The organism is Paenibacillus sp. J22R160 (assembly GCF_059692135.1).
Window position 1 is genome coordinate 258,614 of record NZ_JCAUAU010000005.1, and the last position, 20,990, is coordinate 279,603.

Below are 20,990 nucleotides of genomic sequence, written 5' to 3' on the forward strand. Positions count from 1 at the left end.
CCAACATCCCTGCCATGACTATGCAACCCTATTCAGTCTTCTTTTTTTTCGCAAAGCGAAAAACACAAGCGCCGCAATCGTGACAACGTAGGGGATCATCTGAATGAACTGGCTTGGGATCGTGCTGTTGGGCAGCGTTTGAACGATTGTCGTTATCGCGTTGGCAAGACCAAAAATCAGAGCGCCGATCAAAATGCCGATCGGATTCCGATTCCCCAACAGAACTACGGCCAATGCTAAATAACCAGTGCCAGCTGTCATATCCTTCACAAACATGCTTGTCATTCCCGTCGATAAATACGCGCCTGCCAAGCCTGCAAAAATGCCGCTGTAGGCAAGTGACGAGTATTGAATGCGTTTAACAGGAATGCCCAGCGATTTGGCTGCTCCTGGCGCTTCACCAACAGAGCGAAGATGAACACCATAAGGAGTGTGGTACATTAAGATAAAGCAAAAAACAACAGCAAGCAGGGCAATCCATACCATCAGGTTTAAATCGCTAAATAGCCTTCCTATAACTGGAAGCTCTTGTAGGAGAGGAATGTGGACATCGGGAATATTTTTCAGGTTCGTAGGACTATAATTTCCTGTCACACCATACATTTTACTCATGAGAAAAATGGTGAATCCGGAACCGAAAATGTTGACGGCAAAGCCTGTAATAATAATATCCACCTTCAATTTGATGTAAAAAAAGCCCATTCCGTAACACATAATGACGGAGGATACAACCCCGGCCAATATACCAAGTGCCCAGTTATTCGTCGCCGAAGAAACCGCTATAGATGTATAGGCCGAAATCAGCATTAACCCTTCCAAGCCGATATTCAAGACTCCCGCAACCTCCGAAATGAGACCGCCTATAGCGGATAGCAGGATCGGTGTCATAAATCGCAGAAGCACTACAATGAGCGTCATATCCATTATTTGGCTCAGGATTGCTTGCCACATTTATTTCACCGCCTTTTGTACGAATAGTTGTTTTTGCTTAATATACGTAAAAATCGCTTGGGATGAGACCAACAGTACGAGCATGACCTGAATAATGACCGCTACTTCACGAGGCATATCGCTTTCCATTTGAATCGTTTGGGCACCCACTTGAATGTACGCATAAAACAGACCCGCAATGAGAATTCCGACGGGATGATTCCGAGCAAGCAGCGCAATAATAATGCCATCAAATCCGAGTCCGCTTGAAAAGTTGTCCTTATAGGTGCCATGGATACCAAGCACCTCTACAATTCCTGCTAAGCCCGCAAGCCCACCGCTAATCATAATGCTGAAGACAACCACTTTCGGGGCAGCAATGCCTCCATATTTAGCAAATAAACCATTTCTCCCGACTACACGAAGCTCATACCCAAGCGAAGTATGATACAACAGCAGATACATGATAATAACAGCCAATAAGGCAATTAAGATTCCCGCATGCGCCGAAAATCCAGGAAGGATTTTTCCCAAAAGCAAATTGGTATTAATATTCAACATATGGGCGTATCCGCTGCTGGCAGGATCTTTGAATACATTGTTGACAAAATAGGAGCACGTAAAAATAGCAACGAAATTCAACATCAACGTCGTCACAATTTCATCTGCGTTCAAATACACTTTCAACAAACCGGGAATAGCGCCGTATAAAGCTCCGACGACCATTGCTGCTAGCAGAATTAACGGAAGATGAATCCAAGGAGAAAGTCCCGGAAGATATATCGCGACTAACGCTCCCACAAATGCGCCAAAATACAGCTGTCCTTCCCCTCCCATGCTAAAAACGCCGGATTGAAATGCAACGGAAATCGCCAGACCTGTAAATATCAGTGGAACGGCTTTATTTATTATGGTTCCAATATTGAATAAATTCGAAACAGGTTCAAGCACCAAGGCTTTAGTGGCGATTATTGGTTCCTGGCTGGTCAGCAAGATCACCACAAAGCCGCAAGCCAGCGCCAATAAGACAGCGAACGCAATTCCCGTTAATTCCAAGTAAAAAGCCTTTGAGGTTTTCATGACTCCGCTTCCTCTCGCATTTGCTTCTTAATTCCCAACATGTAATACCCGATCTCTTGCTCCGTCAATTCATTGGAATTGTCCAGTAAAGCCACAATCTCGCCATTATACATAACGGCAATACGATCGCTCAATGCCATCACTTCTGACAATTCAGCCGATACAAGCAACACTGCAGTTCCTTCATCGCGTCTTTTAATCACTTCACGATGTATAAACTCAATTGCTCCAATGTCAACACCACGGGTTGGCTGTGAAGCAATCAGCAGTTTGGGATGTTTGGACAACTCGCGAGCAATGACCACCTTCTGCAGATTGCCTCCGGAAAGAGAACCAGCCAACGTCTCCTCGCTCAGCGCACGCACATCATAAGCTTGCATCATGACCTTGGAAAATTCCTTTATTTTCTTTTTATTCAAGAATGGTCCCCATTTGAACGCTGGATTCCGATAATGGTCTAGAATTAAATTTTCAGCAATACTGGTTGTCAGACAAGCCCCAGCTGTTTGACGATCTTCAGGGATATGCCCGATTTTCATATTTCGAATGCCTTTAACACTTTTACCGATCAGGCTTTCATCCAAGTAACGAATTTCGCCTGAGGTTGCTTTACGCAATCCTGTGATTGTTTCAACAAGCTCGGTTTGCCCGTTGCCTTCCACACCGGCTATTCCCAGCACTTCGCCCGCTCGAATGTTAAAAGAAATATGCCGCAGGGCGGGCGCTCCTTTATCATCAAAAACACCTAGCTTTTGAACAGATAATACGACTTCTTTCGGCTCGGAAGGCTCCTTCTGCACGCGAAACAAGACATCTCTCCCGACCATTAGTCTTGATATTTCCTCTTGATTCGTATCCTTTGTTTGCAGCGTGGCAATGGTTTTCCCCGCTCTTAGCACGGTTACCCGATTGGAAATTTCCATAACCTCTCGCAGTTTATGCGTAATAAAAATGATCGTGTGCCCTTGTTTCACTAAAGCTTTAATGGATACAAACAACTCGTCTGTTTCCTGCGGAGTGAGAACGGCCGTAGGCTCGTCCAAAATGATCAGCTTGGCTCCTCTGTAGAGCACTTTTAAAATCTCCACTCTCTGCTTTTGACCTACAGGTATCGTCTCAACCTTAGTATCCGGATCAACCTTAAGTCCATAGGTCTCCATTAGCGTTTGAACTTCCAGATTTTCTTTTGAACGGTCTCTAAATAGCGAAAAAATGCCCTTTCTCGGTTCCTCGCCAAGCACGATATTCTCGGACACGGTAAGTGAAGGGGCCAGCATAAAGTGCTGATGGACCATCCCCATTCCGTGCTTGATAGCATCTCTGGGCCCTTGAAAGCAAACAGCCTGACCCTTGTATTCAATCGTGCCGCTGGTCGGCGACTCCAAACCGAATATCAATTTCATTAATGTCGATTTGCCTGCTCCGTTTTCACCTACCAACGCGTGTATTTCACCTTCGTTTACGCTAAGGTCAACCCCCCGGTTAGCTGCAGTCCCATTCGGATATATTTTGTGAATGTTCTTCATTTGTAATAAGATTGACATGATAACCTCCATCTGCTCAAGATATGGGAGGGTTGGAATCCCCCCCCGCTGCGACAAGAGTTCGAACTACAGTGAAGATTTCACTTTGATTTCTCCACTTGTCAGTTTCTTCTCAATTTCGATCATTTTATCTTGAATCGACTTCGGCACATTTTTCGTATACAGGTCATCTTTGGCGAGTCCGACCCCGCCATCTTTAAACCCTAAAACTTCAATCTTGCCGAACTCCAATTTACCTTGCTTCAATAAGTCAAAAGCGCGGTATACAGAGATGTCGATATTCTTCATCATCGAGGTTTGTACGTTTCCGGGATACAGCGCATTCTGATTGCTATCGACGCCGATGGAATATTTGCCCGCGCTTTGGCTTCCTTCGAGCACGCCGAGACCTGCACCGCCCGCCACCTGAAAGACGATGTCTGCTTTCTGTCCATTGAATTGCGCGAGGGCAAGCTCTTTTGCTTTAGGCGCATTGGCAAAATCTCCGATATAAGAAGCCACAATTTGCACAGACGGATCAACATAATGAGCCCCTTGCTCATAACCGCTTTTAAAATCATTTATAATAGGAATATCCATACCGCCAACAAACCCAATGACTTTATCTGGATTAGCCGCTTTTAGTTCCGTGCTTTCCGTGATTAGTGCCGCAAATGCACCGGCCAAAAAGGAACCTTCATTTTGTGAATAACTCATTGTGTAAACATTAGGAATATCTTTAAGCTTCGCATCGAAGAAAATAAACTTTTCTTCCGGGTATCTGGTTGCTATATCTTTGACTGTATCTGTCATTTGACTCGTGCCAATGAGAACAATATCATATTTCTTACTGGATACAAGAGATTCAAGACTGGCTTTCCAATCCGCCTGGTTCATCCCCCCCTCTACCGTTTTCACATCAATGCCAAGCTCTTTCTTTACTTTGTCAACTCCTTTTTGCGCCGTATCGAAGAATCCTTTATCGCCTAAGGTTCCGCTTACAAAATAGACGGCATTTATTTTTTTTCCTGCCGATGGAGAAGCAGCAGTTGGAGAATTACTTTCCTTTACTGCATCATTCGTGTTCCCGCAGCCTGCCAGAATCAAAATACAAGAAAGAATGAATACACCCACTGTCCAAAATTGGTTGATTTTCATTTGTATATCCCCCTTTGGATAACGTTATTATGGTTGATTATGAACAGAACGTTTCATAAATAGTTTAGTTTCTTCCATATCCGGCATGGATGATTGAGCTCCCTTTCTCGTTACGGTAATAGCTCCGACTGCAGAAGCAAATTGTGCTGCCGTCAAAATATCCTTATCACTTACTAACGCTGCTCCTATCGCACCTGCGAATGCATCACCGGCTGATGTTGAATCGATCGCATGAACCTGATAAGGTTCGACAAACATGTTTTGCTCTGCGTTAATGACAACGACTCCCTTTTTACCCAACTTGGCGAAGACTGTGGTCACACCTTTATTAAGCAATTCCACCGCAGCTAAGCTAGCCGTGAGCGCATCCGACACCTTTACTCCCGTTAATTGTGCGATTTCATTTTCGTTAGGAACAATATAGTCCACCACTTTTAACAATTCCTCAGGCAATTCTTTTGCTGGTGCAGGATCTAGCAATACCGGAACATCATATCGCTTGGCTATTGTAACCGCTTCAATAACAGTTTCCAAAGGAACTTCCAATTGAACCATCAACAGCTTTGCTTGTTTAATGCAAGTTTCATGTTTTCTAACATCAGTCGGCGTAAGCAAAAGATTCGCTCCTGGCGCAACAATAATGCTGTTTTCGCCTTCTTGATCAACCGATATTAATGCAATACCAGTTGCTTGCTGTTGAACCTTTTCAATATGGCTTATATCAACTCCTACTTTTTCCAGATTAATTAGTAATTGTTCGGCAAATATATCCGTTCCTAGCTTACCTATCATAGATACAGAAGCTCCTAGCTTACTAGCAGCAAAAGCTTGATTTGCTCCTTTCCCTCCCGCATTCATGAAGAACTGACTTCCAAGTATTGTTTCTCCCTTTTCCGGTCTTCTGTCAACATCTACAACCATGTCCATGTTTAAACTTCCCACTACCACGATATTGGAGCTCATACTCATTGATCCTCCTACTGCAAGATTCTCTTCAATCTACTCGTATGTTCCTATGCGGGGTTTTTCCTTCTCGACCTCACCACCCTTCATTAGCTCATTTAGATGGATAATTCAAGCCAGAAACCGGTTTCTAAAAAGAATAAACTTTCCCCTTCTTAATTATTAATTATTGCATAAAAGGGGTTGAATATGAATATGAATTTTATCCATCTAGAAACATTTGTTATTGTTTGTTGATATAAGAATTTTACGGGGCAGCAAAAGTGCTTTTGTTCCTCAACCAACTGTAACAATTCGCAATTAATCTATTGGAAGAATGGCTTGAACAAGAGCTATTTACAAGAGGAAAAACCGGAAAACGGAATGTTACACTTACACGTGCAGGAGATTTGTTTCAACCACATGCACAAGACATTATTTCTTATATGAAATCAACAAACGATTTGATCTCAATATGCATGTGCGTGCATGTGAGTTTTTCTTCCATATATTTGTTAATGGTTTGTTAATTAAATTATAAAATGTATTCTATATAATGTTAAATACTAAATACTTATATTTTGATAAATATCCTAAATGTCATGTATTGTCCGTCTGATTGCTTAAACTTCATAATAAGAGCGCCTCCTTGATGGTGTTGGGTATCTCCCCGTCGACAAACCCATCATACCGAGGCGCTCCTTTTTTGACAAAGCCCATTTCTTAGGCTATACAGGAATGTTTAGTTTCTTATTATGTTCCAATGTTTATCACTACATTTCCCTTCTTAGGTCCTTTCTCCACATACCTATGAGCCTCGGAAACTTGTTCCAGCGTATAGCGTCTATCGATTTACTTCAATAAAAAAAGAACAGATGCCGTCGTAGCATCTGCTCCCTTTTCCGTGTTCACTAATGAATTTAATATCGCTACCTCAAACCTATTCGCGTATACTGACTTTTCGCTGCCCGGACTTCACCGAAGGCGGAGAGATGATTTCCGGTATCGATTCTCCTGCTTGTACGATGCGTATTATCAGTCGAGCTCTTAAATCGGCTTTGACCTCTTCATAAGCATCCATTGCGACTAGATTGTTCAGCTCATAAGGGTCAGCCAGCAAATCATACAGGAATTCCTCCGTATATTGCTCCGCATGTGAATTGTCCTTGCCGCTCAGCCCCAATGCGCTTACGCTATATTTCCATCGATCTGTGCGAATTGCCCTGCCAACTTGAGATTCGCTAATCTGGATATATACCTCGGCTGGCCATTCCACTCGGTGTCGCTGAACCAACGGAACGACGGACTTCCCTTGCATGGACTCGGGCACAGCAATCCCGACAGCGTCGAGCAATGTCGGGGGAAGGTCCAACAGACTGACAAGCTGCTTGATTCGGCCGCCGCCATTGAAACAGTTGCCGATCAAAGCCGCCGGAATGCGGATGGAGCTTTCGTGACAGGAGCGCTTATATTCGCCGTTCCTCGTCTTGAAATGACAACCATGGTCCGATGTGAACAAGATTATCGTGTCGTCCAGCAGCTGAAGACTTTTTAGCGCGTCCATCAAGCGGCCAAGCGCTTCATCCAGCTTTTTTACCATTCCATAATAGCCACCGAGATGCTGGCTGGACGTCCCGCCTAACGCAGCCAAGTCCGGGGGGACCCAACGGCCGACATACCGCTCTTCATAGCCTTCAGGTGCGGGATAGTCATCGCGGTGATTTTGATGGTGCGGCTCCAGATAGGAGACAAACAAGAAGAACGGGGCTTGCTGCTGGCGGTCAATGAAACGGATTGCGGCGTCCGTCATAGCGTCTACCCGATAACCCGGGAGCTTGACCTCTTCACCTTCCTCGTTAAACAAAATCGTATCATACGCATCGGAGCGGAATTCCAAAAGGTTTGTGGCTAGCCAATGCTCGTATCCACCTCTTTGATTAACCGGAACAGGGTCGGAGCTTGCAAGATGCCATTTACCGATATACCCGGTAGTGTAGCCAGCATCGCGAAAATAATGGGCCAGTGTACGCTCCGTCTGTGGAAGCGGAATTCCATTCCGGTAGCACCCCGAACGGGTTGCGTATTTGCCGGTCTGCAGGGAAGAACGTGCCGGGCCGCAGACTGGCTGACAAGTAAAGGTATTTTCCAGATGGGTGCCGTTCATCGCCATACGATCGAAATTTGGCGTAAGCCCTAAGGGATTACCGTGTATCCCGGTAGTATCCCATCGCTGTTGGTCAGTGAAGAAGACGATCACATTCGGTTGTTTTGTCGATTTATTCATAAGTTGCTACTCCTTTCCTTCAAGCTGGCCTTAAACTAGGATTTGATCGATCCTAACATAACGCCTTTGACGAAAAACTTCTGCAGATATGGATACGTTGCCAGTATGGGAACTAGTGTCGCTATGATCGTGGCGGAGATTACCGATTCCGTGGCGGTATCATAGAACTCGCCCGAAATCTCCGCATAAGCCTGACCCGCAATTATATCTTTGAGCAGCAAGGGGAGCACATAAAGACTTTTGCTGCTTAAAAAGATAAGAGGATGAAAAAAGTTGTTCCAGTACCCCATACCTTCAAATAGGGCGATTGTGGCCAGAATTGGCTTGGACAGCGGCAACACGATGGTGAAGAAAAACCGCAGCGGATTGGCGCCATCGATCTTAGCCGACTCCTCTAGCTCATTTGGAAGCGACCGAAAGAAGCTTAGCATCAGAAAGACATTAAATGCGGACAGCAGGCTCGGAATCGTGATGGCCCACAGCGAGTTGAGCAATCCCGTTGCTTTCACTACAAAATAAAGGGGAATGATCCCTCCGTTAAACAGCATTGTAAACAAAATAAGCAATGAAACCGTTGTCTTCCCCGGCATTTTATCCTGTGTCAAAGGATACGCGGTCGTCGCGGTAACGAATACGCTGAAAATGGTACCAGTGACTGTAACGAAGATGCTGTTCTTGTACGCTGTCCAAATAAAATCGGAGCTGAAAAGCTTTACATACGCGCGCAAGCTAAGCTCGCGCGGGAACCAGAATAGTCCACCTCGCAGCACCTCTGCTTGAGAACTAAGAGAAATGGATAAAACATGCCATAGCGGAAACAACATAATGAAAGCCACCGCTAACAAGATGACAATATTGACGAAACCGACTACCCGTTCACTGGGTGCTTGCAATGCTTGTGGTCTCATGTGGTTAAATTACCTCCTGATCGGCCGCTACCACAGCCCTTTTCCGCCCATTCGCTTAGCCAGCCCATTCGTAACTAGGATTAGAATCAACCCTATCACCGATTGAAACAACCCCGCTGCGGTTGCGAGTGCGTATCTGCCGGATGATAGTCCGACGCGGTACACATATGTGTCTAGAATATCTCCTACGTTATAAACCAACGGATTATATAGGATAAATACCTGGTCGAAACCGGCATGTAGAATATGACCAGTTCGAAGGATTAACAGGATAACCATTGTGCTGACCAGGGCGGGCAGAGTAATGCGCGCAGCCAATTGAATCCGATTAGCTCCGTCGATCTGCGCAGCCTCGTACAGCTCTGGATTAATGCCGGCCATGGCCGCCAAGTAGATAATTGTCCCCCACCCGGTTTCTTTCCACATCTGAGAGAACACAAGGGTAGAGCGGAACGTATTCTCGCTCATCAGTGGGGACTGTTCCAATCCCAGGAAAGAAAGCAACCCGGCCTGGGGCGTGAACAAGGCGAACATAATACCCCCGAGCACGACCCATGAAAGAAAATGAGGAAAGTATACAATGGTTTGGACGATCCGTTTCAGCTTGCTGCTGACTACTTCATTAATCATAAGCGCCAACAGGACCGGAGCCGGGAAATTAAAAATTAATTTATAAATGCTAATGATCAGAGTATTGTTGAAAGCGGTCCAAAAGTCAGGATAGCTGAACAGCATGGAAAACCACTTCAGCCCAACCCAGTCGCTGCCGAACATGCCTTTAGAAACCTTAAAATCCTGAAAAGCCATCACGATCCCGACCATCGGCCAATACTTATAAAGGAGCAGATACAAAAGTCCTGGCGTTAAAAGCAGATAATAATATTTATAGGTATGAAATGTAATCTTCCATTTGCTTTTCGAGACGGTTCTCACGCTCATTATTTTTTCGCTACCTTTAGCTTTTTCCACTCTTCGTTAGCCTGCTTCTCAATCAGCTCGCCGCCTTGCTTGTAATATTTCGAGACGAACTCATCCCATTTGTCGATCGTATATTCACCGGTAATAATCTTCGTAGCGTATTCCCTCCAAAGCTTCGATTCCAGATCCGGGTAATCCGTCTCCGCTGGCACCTTATTCCACAACTCGTTTTTGATATGCGTACCGGTTAGCTTTGCAAGGTTTTCCTTGGCGTCATCGTTAGCCCAGCGCACATCGATATCGTTCAAGAAGCGAATCGGATTCGAAAATCCTTTTGTATATAAATCCGGTAAGGTAGATTTTTGGACGATCAAGTTTTTGGTCTTGTCATATGTATAGTCGGTGCCTTCGATTCCATAGTGGATCATATTGAAGCCACCTTCATCGTTTTGAATCCAATCCAGCATCTTGAACAATCTCGCAGGGTCCTTTACCTTGGCTGATACAGCACGAATGGAGTTCAACGGGCTTGCCTCAGGAAATCCTTTCTTGCCGTTTGGCCCCGTTGGTCCTAAAGTCCAGCCGAATTTAGCTTTGGGATTAGCTTTTAAAAGCGCGCTTAACACCGCAGAATTCGGATCTAGCTCGAGAGGGGAGAATTGGATCATGCCATATTTGGAATTAATGATATTTTCGTTCCGTTGCTTGATTTCCGTGACCAAAAACTGCGGATCGATCAATCCTTCCTTATACCACTTTTGCAACGTCAATAACGCTTCCTTGGCTTCCGGCAGCACCATACCCTTCTTGATTACGCCATTGCGCTCATGCCAAAGGGCCGGATTGATGCCGTAAGCTCCGAAGATCCCATCGAACTCATGTCCCTTTTCCGCCGCATATGCAAACGTATCCTTCTTGCCATTGCCGTCCGGATCGTCATTCACGAATGCCTTCATCACTTTATAGTAGTCATCCAACGTAACGGGCAGTTTTAAGCCCAGTTTGTCCAGCCAATCTTGCCGGAAAATATAACCTTGGCGGCTTTCGTGGTTAAATGGTTCCGGGCGGGTCCCGGTAGGAATTGCATAAATTTTCCCGTTGACGGTCACGTAACCAAGCTTTGATTTATCAATCAGCTTCATGATATTAGGAGATTTGGCCAAGTAGTCATCCAATGGCAACAATAAGCCTTCTTCGGCCATCCGTAGGAAGTCCTTATACTCCGGCTGGAACATGTCGGGGAGTTCGCCGGCTGAAGCCTTTAGGTTCAGCTTCGTGTTGTACTCGGCGCCCGCAGTCATCTCTACTTTATAATCCACACCGGTAATGTCTGCCTTTGCCATGGATTCTTGAATCATCTTCTTACCGGGGCCACCGTCTTCAGGAAATTCAGGCGCGCTGAACTGACGGTAAATTTGATAAATGACAGGAGCTTGACTTACATTCTCCTGCTGTTTTGTGCTGTCGGAAGTACTCGAGCATCCTGCAGTAAGCGTCATACTTACCAACAGCATAAGGGGCACTGCCTTTTTCATTTTCATTGTATACCCAACTCCATTTCTTCAAGCCCTTGTATGTTCACTTACCCCCTAACTATAAAAAACGACGGCTATGAAGGAAATCGGCACTTTTTGATCCTCGACTGTAAATAGCGAACTAACATTCAGGTCATATCAAATCTTTCAGATGAACATCAAAATTATCCCATTCGATCCTGCCTGTAAACGCCAGGGGTAATCCCCTCATTTTTTTTGAAATGGCGGATGAAGCTGTTAACATCGTTGTAGCCAATCCGTTCGCTGATGTCTTTAAGCGTCAATTTTGGGTCCGTGAGCATCTCCTTACTTTTTTCGAGACGGTACTCAGTCAAATATTCTAGCGGCGATTTTCCGGTCTCCGCTTTGAAGAACCGACTGAGATAGCTGTTGCTGATGCCTAGTTTGGCGGCAATGTCGGAGATGGAGATATTATTTTCATATTGTTCTTCCATATAGGCCAACGCTTCAACGATATAGGAATGCATCGCCTTGCTGTTTTGCTCGGAATCCAAAGCATCAAATATGTCATGGATGAATTGTTCGATGTATTGATGCAGCTTCTTCGTATTGGGACAAGCAAACACTGCCGACACTTTGATATGGCGAACGGACTTGAGTTTAATCCCATCCTCGATTAATTTATTCTTGGCGCTAAGCAGCAATTGCACGATCATTTCATGGAGCGATTCACCCGGATACTTATTATTGAGAATATAATGCTCAAACAGGCCCTCAATCGTTTGCAGCGCAAGATCCCTACGGTGATGGTCTATGCTGTATTCTAACTGCTTTTGGATGGCCAAAGGAAAGACGAATTCTGTCTCTTGGGGGAGTTCATCGTAAAAGACCGCACCGTTGTGATTAATACCCGATTTATACCGCAAAACACGTTTTGCCTGGTCGAAAGAGACACTTATGCCATCTATAGAGTCGCATACGCCTCCTACAGAGAATTGCATCGTAATCTCGAGCTCAGCTTGAACCCATTCATTAATATTCCGACATATCTCCAATAGTTTGTTTCTCATTTGATCGTTAAGAGATGGCTCTTGGAAATTCATGATAAAGCCAAAGTCCAATGATTCTAACACGGTACCAAGGGTAGGGAATTCTTGGCCAAGCCGATTAGTCAAATAACTTAATGTAAGCAGGTTGCGATCATAATCGTCGGTATTCTTCCATTCCTTAAATTCCCCTGATGCAACCATGACGATGAAATGCGAGCGGGTAAAGGGGAAACCGACGCTCCGGAACTTTGCTTCCATATCTGTCTCTGGCGAATAATTGCCATACAAGAGATCATATACAAGTCTATCCTGAATGATCGGTTCGTAATGCTGAATGGTAGCGCGAACCGTGTGGTTCTCACGAATCAGGTCATCAACAGCTTCTTGCAACCATGCGCTCCCAACCTTCTGAATATCCTGCTGTTCTTTCAAGTATCCCGATAACCGGGCGATCATTTTCCGCCAAGGACTGTACATCCATACAGTTAATACATAGGACAGAACAATCCCAGTAAGAAGCACGAACATTTCAACCTTAGCTATACTAATCAGCTTGCTTTGCAGCTTCTCCGTGTAGACTGTATAGGGCTCCAAGCGGACGAGCGTCCAGTTAATTCCGCTTAAGGTTTTCCATTGCGTCATATAGCGACGCCCAGCGATTTCCGTCACGTTTATGCGGCTCGATTGTTCCGTATCATCGGTTTGTTCCAGAAGCTTCTTGAACGAATTCGTGTCCGTGCTGCCTATTCCCAAATTCTGATAAACCACATTATGATTCGAATCGAAAATAAGCACAGCATCTTTAAGCGGCTGCTCGGATTGCAAGGCACTCATCAATCGATCACTCTTAACGTTAAGAATGACTTGGCCTAGCGAATAGGAATTAAGCATAGGGATGTCCCGCGCGAAGGTGAACACCTCTACCTGCTTGCTTGCTGATTCCTGCAGGGGACGCAGCTGATAACCCGCCAAATTGCTCTTTCCCTTGAGAATATTATCCAACAGCGCCTTATCATAAAATTCAGAACGCCTGAACATTCCTTCCGTAGTCGTCAATACGATATCACTAAGCTGCATATACAAATAAGCCGAATAAAATAAATTGTTCGCGGACACTTGGGTGTTCAAATAATTTTTCACCATGGAATACCGATAAATCGAGTTCTCCGTGCTTCTGATAGCGTCATTAAGCTCACTCGATAAGGAAAGTTGCATGGAAAAAGCGTTGATGCTGTCAACAAGAAGTTCTATTTGACGGTTCACATATTGCAAATCTTCTTTATATGCATAATCCTTCTGTTCATAGAGCTCGTCTGAATAGGATTGATAGGATGTATAGCTGATCCATAACGTAGGAACCAAAATGGTAATTAAATAAGAAATTAACAACATTTTAAAAATAGATATATTAAACCGCTCAGATCGTACTTTCATTTGCTTCAATCTCCTGAAAATGATTTAACAGTTAAATTTCTTTTCTTGGAAAGCGATCTCCTCTTGCACTGGTTTGAAGTTTTTGTTAAGGGTAAATGAAATACTCGTGGAAATGAACGTCTTGTTCATTCAAACAACATGACGGCAGCCGATTGTGTACACTGCATTATCTTTCATACCATGCCGATCCCATGAATAGTTTCTTTTTGGTAAATATCGGTTTCCCGGACGTTTGAGCGTTGGCAACTAGATTCACCTACCGATGTTGATCTCCTTTCAACGTTTCTGTATCCAGATTTCTAAAAATGAAAAACCTTAATCCATTGAAACATTGGACTAAGGCTAGATTTTTCATTCCTATAGCTGACGATTATATAACTTCCAAATCATCCTTGCACGGCAGTTCCGGATTGGATTGATGCGGCTCCGACTGATACCAATATGCAACGGAAGCGATATCGTCTTTTAACGGAAGATACCTTCTCCCTGAGCGCCATCCTAATGCTTGAATCGTTACACGCAAATCCTCTTCGAAGCGAATCGGATCCATTATGTGCCAACGATACATCCCAAACCTTTGATTCGCCCTATATAAGCCATCAGGTTTAATAACTTGATGCATACCTAAGAATGCAGTGGAATACGTGACATATTGTCCATCCTGATCCCAGTTCCATGCCCCTCCAAAGTAATCCTCCGTTCCTGTACCGCATATCGTCGGGAATTCTTTATCCCCATCCATGTAAAACTTAATTTCCCCTTCACCGAACCATTTGTTGTTGTTCACCTGCCATGCCAAATAAGTACCTACGTAATGTCCTTGCCCTTTTACACCATCTAAAATGGTATGCACATCCTTGTATACAAGAGGGCTACTACGTCGGTACTGTGCATGGAAATAGGCCGCATCATCCGGGACATCTGTTAAAGCATAATCAATTTGATAATAAAGTACGGCATCCTCGTCCGAAATATTTTCGATCGTAATTTTTGCAGATCCACGAAAAGGCATCTCCCAGTAGCTGTTAAATCCTCCTGCCGGATTTACCGCTATCGGAACTGAATTGACATTGCTTCGTTCACACCAGCCGTTACAGAAAAAGTCCCCGACAGGTACTCTAACCGAAGGCTCATCCTCGTTATCCCAATAAAAATTCAAAATAAAGTACCGCCACACCTTCGGATTGCAAGTCAACCATATATGTTGGATGACTCCAGGACCTGCAATATCCGCCATTGTAAAGACCGAGTTCCCTGAGATAACGACTGAAGGGGAAATTTTCCATCCTTGACCCAAATCGACCGCGCATGCGGCCCCTGTTCCCTCTGTGGCCATTCCGCCTTTCCCTTTTTCTCCGGTAAAGTTTTCAGCACTAATGGAGCGTGTTTTAGCTTTAGATAATCTTGATAAATTCCCTAGCCCCATTCCTAATCCATCAAATCCTGGCATATGCCTCATCCCTTCTTTTGTAAAATCTGTTAAACAGTTATTTGATTATTGGAGTCGAAGCCGCTCCTGTTCAGTGGCTTCGGAATGCCCGTTTTGTAATCATTGTGTTTCAAACATAGAACCGAGTGCTCTGGATTGATGGGGATCAATTCAGGAACAGTGTTACGGCATACTTCTTTAACATAAGGGCAGCTTGCTGCGAATTTGCATTCTTTCAAGCCATACTCTTTTGTTTCCAAATCGGGAAGTGACATATCCTGCTCAATACTCAGCAGCCTTCCAAAATGAAGCCAGTAGAGGCTCATACAAAATGAGGTTAACCAGACATATGGTCAACCTCATCATACAAACTTTATTGCTCTCGGATTGCAAATCACTCTAGGACCGGTTTAAGCCCTTAAATCTTCTCACCTGTTCGGTAATTGCAATTTCTGTCGGCAACCGCTCCACACTGGATGCCCCGAAAAATCCGGCAATTCCTTTGGTCCGTCTGAGCACATAATCGACATCCTCCGGTTCAGAGATCGGGCCGCCGTGGCAGATAACCATAATTTCCGAATTAACGCTTTTACCGGCGTCATTGATGCGCTGGACGAGGTCAACCGAAGCATCAAGTGTCATTGCTGTCCTCGCACCGATGCTGCCTTTTGTGGTCAGACCAACGTGAGCTACGAGTACGTCCGCTCCGGCCTTCGCCATGGCAATAGCATCCTCTTCATTAAATACATATGGTGTAGTAAACAAATCTTGCTCGTGAGCTTTACGGATCATCTCAACCTCTAATTCATATCCCATTCCAGTCTCTTCTAAATTTTGTCTGAAAGTACCATCGATAAGCCCGACTGTAGGGAAATTCTGCACTCCGGAAAACCCCGTCTCTTTTAACTGCTTTAAATATACATCCATCACCCGGAATGGATCCGTTCCGCATACCCCAGCTAATACCGGAGTATCGCGAACAATCGGAAGCACCTCGCTCCCCATTTCAACTACAATTTGATTTGCATCTCCATACGGCATCAATCCAGCTAACGAACCCCGGCCTGCCATCCGGTATTTCCCGGAATTATAAATAATGATCATATCAACGCCGCCTTCTTCAGCGCATTTTGCTGATAAGCCTGTTCCCGCCCCGGCGCCTACAATAAGACGGCCATGTTCCACTTGCGAACGCAACCGTTTGAGTATTTCCTGTCTTGGTATTGCCATTGTTAGTTTGCCACCCTCCCTTTCCCTTGGATTTCTGCTACACCTTATGAACACTTTTCATTAAACTAAGTAAATTGTCAGCAATCACATCAGCAACTTCTGTGTCATTAATATCCTGCTCCATCTCTATCATCACGATATCCGCTCTAAGGTGCTGTTTAATTCCGTCATATAATGCTTGCCGCTCTTCCTTACCGTCAAACGGCTTGGATTCCATGTCCAGCAAGGAAATTCCGGCTTTCGGAAACACCACAATTGCAGGTGCACTGCCCTCATTCAGCTTAGAGGCTAAAATGCGTCCTAACTCGCGGTTCTCCGAAACGGTCGTTCTCATTAATGTGGTTGTAGGATTATGCTGATAAAAGGTCCGGTCCTTAAATACTGCAGGAACGGTCTCGGGGAGACCGAAATTAACCATGTCAAGTGCACCTACAGAAACGACCTGCGGAATCCCCGCTAATCCTGCCGCCTCCAGACGGTTAGGCCCTGCAGAAAAAATGCCACCGACCAGCTCATCGGCCAGTTCTGTTGTCGTGATGTCGGCGACTCCCTTGATGTAACCGGCTTTGATAAGCTCCTCCATTGCCAAACCGCCTGTTCCAGTGGCATGGAATACCAGCATATCATAGCCTTCTTGCTCTAGCTTCTCCCGTACACGGGTAGCGCAAGGAGTCGTCACACCGAACATCGTGATGCCTAGCGTTACTTTATCATCCGGCACCTCCTGTTCCAGATTCTGCTGCCGGATCATCCCTGCCAATGCATAAGCGGCGTTACTCAAAATACGCCGGGATAACTTATTGATGCCTGCTATATCGACAACGGAGTATATCATCATGATGTCCTTAACGCCGACATAAGGTCTTGTGTTTCCTGAAGCGACGGTAGAGACCAATAGCTTCGGGACACCGATTGGCAACGACTGCAAAGCCGATGCTGCAACCGTCGTACCGGCTGTTCCTCCCATACCGATCACGCCGCCCACTATCCCGCACTTCTCCAACCCAGTGATGATATCCGCCACGCCGCGCGTCATAACGGCAATAGCGGTTCCGCGATCATTCTGTTTACGCAATTCTTCAATACTGGAGCCGCCCGCTCTGGCTACTTCATCAGCTGATACATCTGGATGGAACAACGGCTCTCTTAACACTCCGGTATCTATAACGTATGTTTCCACTCCACACGCTTCCAGCGTATCCCTTAAAAACCGATACTCCTGTCCTTTTGTGTCCAAAGATCCGATCAATACAGCTTTTTTCCCCATACATCCAGCTCCTTTAGACTTTTTATTCCCCAATCGTCTGTCTGTCGGAAGACGAATAGGTAATAATCATTCTGCATGGTTCCCAACTAGTTGTAGTTGCGTTATGAGGAACATTGCGTGGAATACGCAGCATCATACCCGCTTCAAGATGAAAGGTTTCGTCTCCCAGTGTATGGTCGCATTCACCCGATAGCACAAAGATAATTTCCTCACAATTAGGATGAACATGTCTCGGATTGGACTTTCCTGCATGGATATAAACCATGCCGAAGGTCATCTCACTATCGGGATCGATCTCTTGCCCGCAGAGCCATTGAATTCTTCCCCATTCTTCAATCAATAAACGACTGGGTTCATGATTTCTTAAATCCATGATGGTAGCCATTTGTGCATTCTCCTTTTCAAATTCGACTGGCTGCAATAAAGCACATAGTCCTTTTGTAAAGTCCGGTTATTAATAGCTGCCTTACTCATTAATTATAGTAACAGTGCCTTCAGGCGTATTGCGGTAAGCTTCGAAAAGCTTTGTAATCTCAAGCGCCTCTTCCAAAGTCCCTTTTTGCGGAGGTTGGCCGGCAAGAATACTATCACAAAAATGCAAGATCTCCGGAACATATCCCAAATAAAAAATATTTTTATTATATAGCTGTCCTAGCGAGAATTCCGGTTCCCAATACAGCGGTGCGACCTCATTCTCTACGAGAAATGAAGCTGATCTTCCGTAAGCAGGGCGGTTTGCCTTGCGGTAATAGGTTAATTTCACTCCATTTTCTACCACTACATTTGTCCCTTCTCCAATAACCTCGAGCCTCTCTAGTGGACTGCTTCCGGAAATTCCTGCTGTCATATGCAGTGTTCCAACCGCGCCGGACAGAAAGCGGAAGTTGGTTACCGTCCCTCCATTATAAGGCTCCCGTTCATAGCTCATCTTTCCGATTTTCCCCATCAAATGATGGATGATTGCTCCAGGATGGAAAATGTGATCAAGCAGACTCGTAATATTTCTCAGATCAGCACGGTCAGCAAGTGCAGGCATACTCTGAGGATACCGGATGTACAAAGAGGAAGGACGGCCGAACTCCGGCGAGCTGATGATTTCTTTTGCCTTTGCAATTGCCGGGAAAAACAATTTTTTTAACCCGGTCATAACAAATCGGTTACTTCGTGTGCTCTCAGCTATTAGCTGCTGTACTTCCCATGTACTTGCAGCCGTTGGTTTCTCCATCCACACGTGTACACCTGCTTTTAGCGCATCAAGTGCAATGTCCGTTGCCTGGACCCTTCCATCGGGGTGGTAAGCGGTTACAATAAATACCGCATCCGGTTTTTCCCTCTCCAGCATGACCCTGTGGTCGGTATAATGGGCTTTAGCTCCAAACTGGCGAGCATAAGCCGCTGCCCGTTCACTATCCCTGTCGCAAATTGCTGCCAAGTCTACCGGTGCATATTGAAAGGTTGGATAAATGTTGCGATAGGAATGTCCGCCAGCACCAATAAAACAAATTTTCAGTTTCTTTTCGTACTCAAAATTATATTTCACTTTTTCGTTATCCAATGTTATTCCTCCTGTCTATTTTAAAGATCCGCTTGCAATTCCACGAACAAAAGATTTTTGAAGCAATACGTAAATAAATATGGAAGGAATAAACGCTAACACCACACCCGCAAAAGCAACTCCGTAATCGGATGTATGCAGATTTTGAAATCGCATGAGACCTAATGGGATCGTTCTTTTTTCGTTACTGACCAATACAAGCAGGGATAACAAAAATTCGTTCCAAGATCCAAGAAAGCTGAACACTGAAAGTGCTAGTATACCAGGTTTAGAAAGAGGCAACATGATGCGTCGAAATACCCCCCATGTCCCTGCACCATCAATTACAGCAGCCTCTATCAATTCGTCCGGCAAATCGCGAAAGAAATTACGCATCAAATAAATCGCAAACGGTACTTCTAAGCCTACTTCAGCAATAATCAAACCGGCTAAATGATCGATCAATCCATAGCTTTTCAACTGGTAAAACAGCGGAATAATGACCGCTTGAGCAGGCATCGTCATACCGAAGAGAATCATGTAAAAGGCATACGGATGCTTTCGCAACCTCATTTTGGCAAAAGCGTACCCAGCTGGACATGCAATTGCCGCAATCAGCACTGTGACCCCTAAGGCAACAGTAAGACTGTTCCAGAAATAGTTTCCAAATTTCCCATCTGTCCAAGCTGAATAGAAATTTTCCCAATGCCATTGTTGCGGCAGGATAGAGGCACTCCCAAATATTTCGGGGTCACTCTTGAAAGCGCTCGCCATAACCCAGAGGAAGGGCAAAATCGTAACCAAGGTAAGCACGAACAAAACAATAACGACCGTATACGAATAACTTTTTGTCGGATTCCCAAGCATTGCTACTCTCCTTTCCGGTCGCGCCACTGGTTAAACAGTACCGTTAACACGATAACGACAAAGCCAAGAGTCAATGCGGCAGCCGAAGCCTTACCTATTTCCGAGCTCTGAAAAGCATCACGCCATACATACACGGCCACCAGTTCTGTTGAGTTACTCGGCCCCCCTCCGGTCATTGCCCAAACCGTCCCAAAGCCTTTGAGCGAGCCGATGAAGGCAAGACTCAGCACCAGGGTCATCGTATTGCGCAAAGAGGGTAATGTAATATAGCGAAATCGCTGCCAATGTTTCGCTCCGTCAACAACTGCTGCTTCATACAATTGAGGGTCAATGTTCTGCAAGCCTGCCAAAAAAATAACCATATAAAAACCGTACGCTTGCCAGGAACTTGCAATACTGATGGCGGGCAGAGCAAGCGTTGTATCGCCTAACCACGTCCTCGTTAAAAAGCTTAACCCCAAATCCTTCAGTGTCATGTTGATAAATCCGATTTTCGGATGATACAGTTGCGCCCAGATGATCCCAACCACGGAAAGTGATAAGACATGTGGTAAAAAGTTTAATGTGCGGAACAAGCTTTGGCCCCACCTGACTTGGGCTATTAATAATGCAGTTATGAGTCCTCCGCCAACAGCGAATGCAACATGCAGCAGCCACCAGACCATCGTACGGACCAAGGACATGAGAAACCTCGGCTCCAACCACAATCCCTTATAATTGGAAAATCCGACGAAATCCATAGTAGGCATCATGCCGTCCCAATCATACAAACTGAGTTGAACGGATATACACAGCGGTATCAGGATGATGGCGACAAAGAAACAAAGGGCTGGCAAAGAAAAAAGGAGAGCCCATCCGTATTCAAGAAGCTTTCTACTTGTTCGTATCTTCTTAATGCCGGTTGCATTTCTCCATTTAGTTTCAATAGTTGCAGGCATTCA

The 20,990-nt window shown here is 45.0% G+C and carries 18 protein-coding genes and 1 pseudogene; all 19 read right to left on the reverse strand.

Features of this window, described 5'->3' with window-relative positions:
• Nucleotides 1-18 precede the first annotated feature (18 nt).
• Entirely contained in the window at nucleotides 19-951 is a 933-nt protein-coding gene (locus AC58UW_RS14885) for an ABC transporter permease (RefSeq protein WP_497421419.1), read from the reverse strand.
• The gene (locus AC58UW_RS14890) at nucleotides 952-2,010 is read right to left on the reverse strand and encodes an ABC transporter permease (protein ID WP_497421420.1); all 1,059 of its coding nucleotides are present in this window, start codon (nucleotides 2,008-2,010) and stop codon (nucleotides 952-954) included.
• The gene (locus tag AC58UW_RS14895) at nucleotides 2,007-3,554 is read right to left on the reverse strand and encodes an ABC transporter ATP-binding protein (protein ID WP_497421421.1); all 1,548 of its coding nucleotides are present in this window, start codon (nucleotides 3,552-3,554) and stop codon (nucleotides 2,007-2,009) included. The genes AC58UW_RS14890 and AC58UW_RS14895 overlap by 4 nt, the downstream gene beginning before the upstream one ends.
• A gap of 66 nt (nucleotides 3,555-3,620) precedes the next feature.
• The gene (locus tag AC58UW_RS14900) at nucleotides 3,621-4,691 is read right to left on the reverse strand and encodes a BMP family lipoprotein (protein WP_497421422.1); all 1,071 of its coding nucleotides are present in this window, start codon (nucleotides 4,689-4,691) and stop codon (nucleotides 3,621-3,623) included.
• 27 nt (nucleotides 4,692-4,718) lie between these two features.
• Nucleotides 4,719-5,654, reverse strand: a complete 936-nt coding sequence (gene rbsK / locus AC58UW_RS14905; protein WP_497421423.1) for a ribokinase — start codon at nucleotides 5,652-5,654, stop codon at nucleotides 4,719-4,721.
• A 732-nt stretch (nucleotides 5,655-6,386) separates the two neighbouring features.
• Nucleotides 6,387-6,485, reverse strand: a pseudogene (locus AC58UW_RS14910) (zinc-binding dehydrogenase); the annotation flags it as partial.
• An 88-nt stretch (nucleotides 6,486-6,573) separates the two neighbouring features.
• A complete protein-coding gene (locus AC58UW_RS14915; protein ID WP_497421424.1) occupies nucleotides 6,574-7,917 on the reverse strand; it encodes a sulfatase family protein in 1,344 nt (447 codons plus the stop codon).
• 35 nt (nucleotides 7,918-7,952) lie between these two features.
• Nucleotides 7,953-8,825, reverse strand: a complete 873-nt coding sequence (locus AC58UW_RS14920) for a carbohydrate ABC transporter permease (RefSeq protein ID WP_497421425.1) — start codon at nucleotides 8,823-8,825, stop codon at nucleotides 7,953-7,955.
• A 27-nt stretch (nucleotides 8,826-8,852) separates the two neighbouring features.
• Nucleotides 8,853-9,764, reverse strand: a complete 912-nt coding sequence (locus tag AC58UW_RS14925) for an ABC transporter permease (protein WP_497421426.1) — start codon at nucleotides 9,762-9,764, stop codon at nucleotides 8,853-8,855.
• Nucleotides 9,764-11,284, reverse strand: coding sequence for an extracellular solute-binding protein (locus AC58UW_RS14930; protein ID WP_497421427.1), 1,521 nt, complete (start codon nucleotides 11,282-11,284; stop codon nucleotides 9,764-9,766). The genes AC58UW_RS14925 and AC58UW_RS14930 overlap by 1 nt, the downstream gene beginning before the upstream one ends.
• Before the next feature lie 158 nt (nucleotides 11,285-11,442).
• Entirely contained in the window at nucleotides 11,443-13,722 is a 2,280-nt protein-coding gene (locus AC58UW_RS14935; protein ID WP_497421428.1) for an AraC family transcriptional regulator, read from the reverse strand.
• Nucleotides 13,723-14,092: 370 nt separating this feature from the next.
• Nucleotides 14,093-15,172: a glycoside hydrolase family 172 protein gene (locus tag AC58UW_RS14940; protein ID WP_497421429.1), complete on the reverse strand. Its 1,080-nt coding sequence runs from the start codon at nucleotides 15,170-15,172 to the stop codon at nucleotides 14,093-14,095.
• Between the two features lie 29 nt (nucleotides 15,173-15,201).
• Entirely contained in the window at nucleotides 15,202-15,477 is a 276-nt protein-coding gene (locus tag AC58UW_RS14945; RefSeq protein WP_497421430.1) for a hypothetical protein, read from the reverse strand.
• Nucleotides 15,478-15,550: 73 nt separating this feature from the next.
• A complete protein-coding gene (locus tag AC58UW_RS14950) occupies nucleotides 15,551-16,381 on the reverse strand; it encodes a phosphoenolpyruvate hydrolase family protein (protein ID WP_497421431.1) in 831 nt (276 codons plus the stop codon).
• Nucleotides 16,382-16,418: 37 nt separating this feature from the next.
• Complete coding sequence (locus tag AC58UW_RS14955) at nucleotides 16,419-17,648, reverse strand: Tm-1-like ATP-binding domain-containing protein (protein WP_497421432.1); 1,230 nt, start codon at nucleotides 17,646-17,648, stop codon at nucleotides 16,419-16,421.
• Between the two features lie 22 nt (nucleotides 17,649-17,670).
• Nucleotides 17,671-18,033 carry a cupin domain-containing protein gene (locus AC58UW_RS14960; RefSeq protein WP_497421433.1) on the reverse strand — a complete coding sequence of 121 codons (363 nt, stop codon included), beginning with the start codon at nucleotides 18,031-18,033 and terminating at the stop codon, nucleotides 17,671-17,673.
• An 81-nt stretch (nucleotides 18,034-18,114) separates the two neighbouring features.
• The gene (locus AC58UW_RS14965) at nucleotides 18,115-19,203 is read right to left on the reverse strand and encodes a Gfo/Idh/MocA family protein (RefSeq protein ID WP_497421434.1); all 1,089 of its coding nucleotides are present in this window, start codon (nucleotides 19,201-19,203) and stop codon (nucleotides 18,115-18,117) included.
• 15 nt (nucleotides 19,204-19,218) lie between these two features.
• Complete coding sequence (locus AC58UW_RS14970) at nucleotides 19,219-20,049, reverse strand: carbohydrate ABC transporter permease (protein WP_497421435.1); 831 nt, start codon at nucleotides 20,047-20,049, stop codon at nucleotides 19,219-19,221.
• A 2-nt stretch (nucleotides 20,050-20,051) separates the two neighbouring features.
• Nucleotides 20,052-20,987, reverse strand: coding sequence for a carbohydrate ABC transporter permease (locus AC58UW_RS14975; RefSeq protein WP_497421436.1), 936 nt, complete (start codon nucleotides 20,985-20,987; stop codon nucleotides 20,052-20,054).
• Nucleotides 20,988-20,990: the final 3 nt, after the last annotated feature.

Bases quoted from the DNA above. Each gene is read 5' to 3' on its own strand.
- AC58UW_RS14885 (WP_497421419.1), bottom strand. From the start codon at position 951: ATGTGGCAAGCAATCCTGAGCCAAATAATGGATATGACGCTCATTGTA.
- AC58UW_RS14890 (WP_497421420.1), bottom strand. From the start codon at position 2,010: ATGAAAACCTCAAAGGCTTTTTACTTGGAATTAACGGGAATTGCGTTC.
- AC58UW_RS14895 (WP_497421421.1), bottom strand. From the start codon at position 3,554: ATGTCAATCTTATTACAAATGAAGAACATTCACAAAATATATCCGAAT.
- AC58UW_RS14900 (WP_497421422.1), bottom strand. From the start codon at position 4,691: ATGAAAATCAACCAATTTTGGACAGTGGGTGTATTCATTCTTTCTTGT.
- rbsK (WP_497421423.1), bottom strand. From the start codon at position 5,654: ATGAGCTCCAATATCGTGGTAGTGGGAAGTTTAAACATGGACATGGTT.
- AC58UW_RS14915 (WP_497421424.1), bottom strand. From the start codon at position 7,917: ATGAATAAATCGACAAAACAACCGAATGTGATCGTCTTCTTCACTGAC.
- AC58UW_RS14920 (WP_497421425.1), bottom strand. From the start codon at position 8,825: ATGAGACCACAAGCATTGCAAGCACCCAGTGAACGGGTAGTCGGTTTC.
- AC58UW_RS14925 (WP_497421426.1), bottom strand. From the start codon at position 9,764: ATGAGCGTGAGAACCGTCTCGAAAAGCAAATGGAAGATTACATTTCAT.
- AC58UW_RS14930 (WP_497421427.1), bottom strand. From the start codon at position 11,284: ATGAAAATGAAAAAGGCAGTGCCCCTTATGCTGTTGGTAAGTATGACG.
- AC58UW_RS14935 (WP_497421428.1), bottom strand. From the start codon at position 13,722: ATGAAAGTACGATCTGAGCGGTTTAATATATCTATTTTTAAAATGTTG.
- AC58UW_RS14940 (WP_497421429.1), bottom strand. From the start codon at position 15,172: ATGCCAGGATTTGATGGATTAGGAATGGGGCTAGGGAATTTATCAAGA.
- AC58UW_RS14945 (WP_497421430.1), bottom strand. From the start codon at position 15,477: ATGAGCCTCTACTGGCTTCATTTTGGAAGGCTGCTGAGTATTGAGCAG.
- AC58UW_RS14950 (WP_497421431.1), bottom strand. From the start codon at position 16,381: ATGGCAATACCAAGACAGGAAATACTCAAACGGTTGCGTTCGCAAGTG.
- AC58UW_RS14955 (WP_497421432.1), bottom strand. From the start codon at position 17,648: ATGGGGAAAAAAGCTGTATTGATCGGATCTTTGGACACAAAAGGACAG.
- AC58UW_RS14960 (WP_497421433.1), bottom strand. From the start codon at position 18,033: ATGGCTACCATCATGGATTTAAGAAATCATGAACCCAGTCGTTTATTG.
- AC58UW_RS14970 (WP_497421435.1), bottom strand. From the start codon at position 20,049: ATGCTTGGGAATCCGACAAAAAGTTATTCGTATACGGTCGTTATTGTT.
- AC58UW_RS14975 (WP_497421436.1), bottom strand. From the start codon at position 20,987: ATGCCTGCAACTATTGAAACTAAATGGAGAAATGCAACCGGCATTAAG.